This window comes from Caballeronia terrestris, assembly GCF_001544515.1.
Taxonomy (GTDB): Bacteria; Pseudomonadota; Gammaproteobacteria; order Burkholderiales; family Burkholderiaceae; genus Caballeronia; species Caballeronia terrestris.
In genome coordinates this window covers 1-2,567 of sequence record NZ_FCOL02000265.1, presented here as the reverse complement: position 1 = coordinate 2,567, position 2,567 = coordinate 1, and the positions used below count along the sequence as shown (strand labels likewise).

Here is a 2,567-nt window from a genome sequence, read left to right as displayed (position 1 = left end):
GGTAAGCATGACGCTCGATTGCGTCGTATTCGACCATTGGGCGCGCCAAGGATGGGCTGCATCATGACCTCCTCAGATACTACTCATTTTATTCACACATAATATACAATGCAATATAGTGTTTGTGTGTAAATTACAGGATGGTGACATGAGGAAGAAGTCCGCCCCAATCGAGCTGTCGGTGATGCAGGCCTCCGCAGAGAAAGCCTGTGCGCTGCTGAAGGTGCTGGCCAATCCCGACCGGTTGCTTCTGATGTGCCAGTTATCCCAGGGCGAGTTGTGTGTGAGCGACCTGGAAGAACAGTTGGGTATACGTCAGCCCACACTCTCCCAGCAACTCGGCGTACTTCGCGATAGCGAACTCGTGGCGACACGGCGGGAGGGGAAAAGCATCTTTTATTCCATCGCGAGCAAGGAAGCGATTGCGGTCATGACCGTGCTGTACGACCAGTTTTGCGCCCGATGAAGACGAGGAGGGGTCATGTCGATTGATATCGCGAGCTTTACGCCGGGCCTGTCACTGTCCGGCGGCCTGGTGATTGGCGCCGCCGCTGCCGTGCTTGTTTTCTTCAACGGACGTATCGCTGGCATCAGCGGCATTCTGGGTGGTCTGCTTGGTACGCCTCAGAAAGATGCGGGATGGCGCGTCGCTTTTCTTGCTGGGCTTGTCGGGGCCCCCGTGCTGGCAGGCTTTCTGGGTCACGCGGTAGCGCCTGATATCCAGGCTGGGTGGGGCGAAATACTTGTCGCTGGCTTTCTGGTTGGCATCGGCACGCGTTGCGCGAGCGGTTGCACGAGCGGCCATGGTGTCTGCGGCATCTCGCGAGGGTCCATCCGTTCGCTAGTCGCGACGGCAACATTCATGGCAAGCGGCTTTGTAACCGTGTTCGTATCCAGACATCTGCTGGGAGGTTGAAATGGGTTTGCTCGCTGCTTTAATTTCCGGGCTTCTATTTGGCGTCGGCCTGATGGTGTCCGGCATGGCCAATCCGACGAAGGTGCTGGGATTTCTTGATATCGCGGGACGATGGGACCCGTCTCTCGCATTCGTCATGGCCGGCGCGATAGCTGTCGGCTCTGTCGCGTTCCTCTTTGCAAAACGCCGCAAGAAATCCCTGCTGGGTCTGCCCATGCAGATTCCGTCCAGCACCGAAGTAACGTTGAGACTTGTGCTGGGAAGCGCGGTGTTTGGTGTGGGCTGGGGGCTTGCAGGATTTTGCCCAGGGCCTGCGCTGGTCGCATTGGGCGCTAACTTTCCGAAGGCGTGGGGTTTTGTTGCCGCGATGCTTGGCGGCATGATTGTGTTCGAGTTCCTTGAGCGCACCAAACTGAGTCGGAAGCAGGCATGAGTTGCTGCTACTCATTTGAGCGGGGTCCGCGCAAACGCGGCAGCTTTATGAAGCACACGAATGGACAGCACGATTGCTGGCGGCATGTTCCTGAGACGTTCCGTCGGTCTGACTCTCGCGTTGACGGGGGCTGGCGGTGCTATGACGACACTCCCCTTGCCGCTCTTTGTTCTTCGCCTGGATTTTGCCAACGCTGTGCCGCTAGCTTTACTTGCAGTCGCCCCGTCTGCGGGAATGTGGGCAAGCAGGCGCCACTGCTAATCATGCGGAGGCGCATTCAATGAAACCGACCATATTATTTACTACGCTCATCGTGATGGCGGGCGTGAACGCGCCACATGAATCGCTCGCGGCGGACGCTGAACGTCGGGCACAGGTCGCGCAGCGAGGTGCGGAGGTCATGCCGTTCAGCCTCAAGGCCACAACTCACATCTTCAGCAAATCGCACGATGGTGGTAGCCAGCGGGTGATTGCGAAAAATCCATCTGATGGCGTCCAGATTCGGCTGATTCGTGAGCACCTGCGTGAAATCCAGGCGCACTTTCAGCGTGGCGACTTTTCGGGACCTGCCCGGACTCACGGACCTGACATGCCCGGATTGGCATATCTCGAGGCGGCAAAGCCCGGCCAGATATCGATTGCGTACAAGGACATAAAAAGCGGAGGCCAAATCACCTATCGTAGCGATGACCCGAAGTTGGTGTCGTCGCTTCACGCTTGGTTCGACGCGCAGCTTTCGGACCACGGTGCTGACGCCGTTGATGGGCAGATGCATCATCACGCCGGGATGCCGCAGCCATAAGTCGGGTACTGCGGTGCATTTCGGGGGCTGGCTCGCCTGGCAGAAACTGGCAGAAATCCGAAAGCGTTGGTAGTCAGGGCAAGAATTCCTCGAAGGCTCTCAACGCATGGGTGGCATACATCATTGATGGGCCGCCTCCCATATAGACTGCAGTACCGAGCACGTCTTCCAGCTCGGCTCTTGTCGTGCCCAACTTCACCAACGTCTGGACGTGAAAGCCGATGCAGTCGTCGCAACGACAGGCAATCGCAATCCCTAACGCCACCAGTTCCCGCGTCTTTCGGGTAAGCGCCCCGTCTCTTGTGCCGGCAGCAGCGAGCTGGCCAAATGTCGTCATCAAATCGGGTTGTGACGCGCGCATCGCTCGCATCTGAACCGACACTGCAGCTGTGAGGTCTTTGTAATCGGAATTGCCG

At 57.8% G+C, this 2,567-nt stretch carries 5 protein-coding genes; 4 read left to right on the top strand and 1 reads right to left on the bottom strand.

Features of this window, described 5'->3' with window-relative positions; translation table 11 throughout:
- The first annotated feature begins 148 nt into the window (after positions 1–148).
- The 4 genes from AWB67_RS36295 (at position 149) to AWB67_RS36280 (ending at position 2,151) form a co-directional block, all read left to right on the top strand.
- Positions 149–466 carry an ArsR/SmtB family transcription factor gene (locus AWB67_RS36295; RefSeq protein WP_087660673.1) on the top strand — a complete coding sequence of 106 codons (318 nt, stop codon included), beginning with the start codon at positions 149–151 and terminating at the stop codon, positions 464–466.
- A gap of 15 nt (positions 467–481) precedes the next feature.
- Entirely contained in the window at positions 482–916 is a 435-nt protein-coding gene (locus AWB67_RS36290) for a YeeE/YedE family protein (RefSeq protein ID WP_087660672.1), read from the top strand.
- Position 917: 1 nt separating this feature from the next.
- Positions 918–1,349, top strand: a complete 432-nt coding sequence (locus AWB67_RS36285) for a YeeE/YedE family protein (RefSeq protein ID WP_087648675.1) — start codon at positions 918–920, stop codon at positions 1,347–1,349.
- A 280-nt stretch (positions 1,350–1,629) separates the two neighbouring features.
- Positions 1,630–2,151 carry an aspartate carbamoyltransferase gene (locus AWB67_RS36280; RefSeq protein WP_087660671.1) on the top strand — a complete coding sequence of 174 codons (522 nt, stop codon included), beginning with the start codon at positions 1,630–1,632 and terminating at the stop codon, positions 2,149–2,151.
- Positions 2,152–2,224: 73 nt separating this feature from the next.
- Here AWB67_RS36280 and AWB67_RS36275 read toward each other — a convergent pair.
- A partial coding sequence (locus tag AWB67_RS36275; protein ID WP_235025569.1) for a carboxymuconolactone decarboxylase family protein occupies positions 2,225–2,567 on the bottom strand: 343 nt, incomplete at its 5' end.